This window comes from Pelagicoccus sp. SDUM812002, from assembly GCF_031127835.1.
Taxonomy (GTDB): Bacteria; Verrucomicrobiota; Verrucomicrobiia; order Opitutales; family Opitutaceae; genus Pelagicoccus.
In genome coordinates this window covers 1-1,210 of record NZ_JARXHX010000092.1, presented here as the reverse complement: position 1 = coordinate 1,210, position 1,210 = coordinate 1, and the positions used below count along the sequence as shown (strand labels likewise).

Annotated in this window: 1 protein-coding gene; it reads right to left on the bottom strand. The window is 45.7% G+C overall.

Annotated features, from left to right (window positions below; translation table 11 throughout):
* Positions 1–664: 664 nt before the first annotated feature.
* Complete coding sequence (locus QEH53_RS23815; protein ID WP_309025737.1) at positions 665–1,099, bottom strand: hypothetical protein; 435 nt, start codon at positions 1,097–1,099, stop codon at positions 665–667.
* Positions 1,100–1,210 lie beyond the last annotated feature (111 nt).

Here is a 1,210-nt window from a genome sequence, read left to right as displayed (position 1 = left end):
ATCACACAACCTGCCAATGCAGGAGTCCAACCTAGGTCGGACTGTCTTGTGGCTTGAACGTTTTATGCCTCCGCTTGTCATGCTCGTTCCTTTTCTTAGATCGATGCTCGAAATGGGTTCTTCAGGTTCTGTATCAGAATGTCTGTGACGTTTAGCAGTGCAGGAGGTTGATGATGCCCTCGGTTCGAAATGCTTTCCCTCAAATATATGCGGAGTAAATTACAACGCAGAGGTCTCAGGCGAGCGCTTGCGCGAGTTGTGAGCACCGACTTGATGGGGTTAAATAATTAAGGGGTGGAGTTGGGTTGGACATGGAAGTTTTGGCTCTTCTTCTTTTTGAACTAGAGTAGGGTGTCTTTGTTCTGAATCGATCTTAAATCCTCTGCAGGATCATCTGTCTTTAAAAAGCTCGTCGGGTTGGTTCTTTCGCCAAAGTGCGGTTTATCTGGTCAATGCAGGATCTCTTTATTTTTAGTGGAGTTAGATATTGGATACGTTGCCAAGTTGCTTTTCTGAATAATCTGTTTCTCCCCATCGTCGAGCTCAGGCGACAAGGCCTAGGCTATCGTTTGAATTTTTGGGGTGGTTGATTTTCATGGGGTCGTAGTGAAAGAGGCGGGCGTTTGCCGCAGTTGCCTGGAGCGTCTTGTTGTCGCTAATTTGTTCACCAATTTGCCCATAAGACGAATCGTATCCAATCGGGATGAAACTTAGTTTTTTCTAGTACCTTTGCGAGATCAAACACCTGGTTCCAATCGTCTGAAATCTGTTCTTCTCTTTCGATTTCTTTTAGTCGGGGTGAAATCTCAGACCATAGTGCATGCGTGAATCCGAAGTTTCCTTCTCCATGCTTTTTTATGAATGCTTCGTTTTCTTTCACTTCACGATCAACTGCTTCGGAGCAGTCAGAAGGAACTCCTCTTTCTGCGAAGAGCGGATTGTTTACTGGACGCTTTGCTAAGCCGAAGAGGACGCTTGTTTCGTATTCATCAGCTAGAGACAGTCGATCAAGGCATATAACTCCAGACCACACCTTCTTTTCTTCTTCAAGAGTGTGATCCCAGAGGACTTCGATCCATCCTGTTATGTCGTATGGCATTTCTATTTATTCCGACAACGCAGAGGTCTCAGGCGTGCGCTTGCGCACGTTGTGAGCACCGACTTGATGGGGTTAAATAATTCAAAACTAGGGTAGGGTTGGACTTGTAGG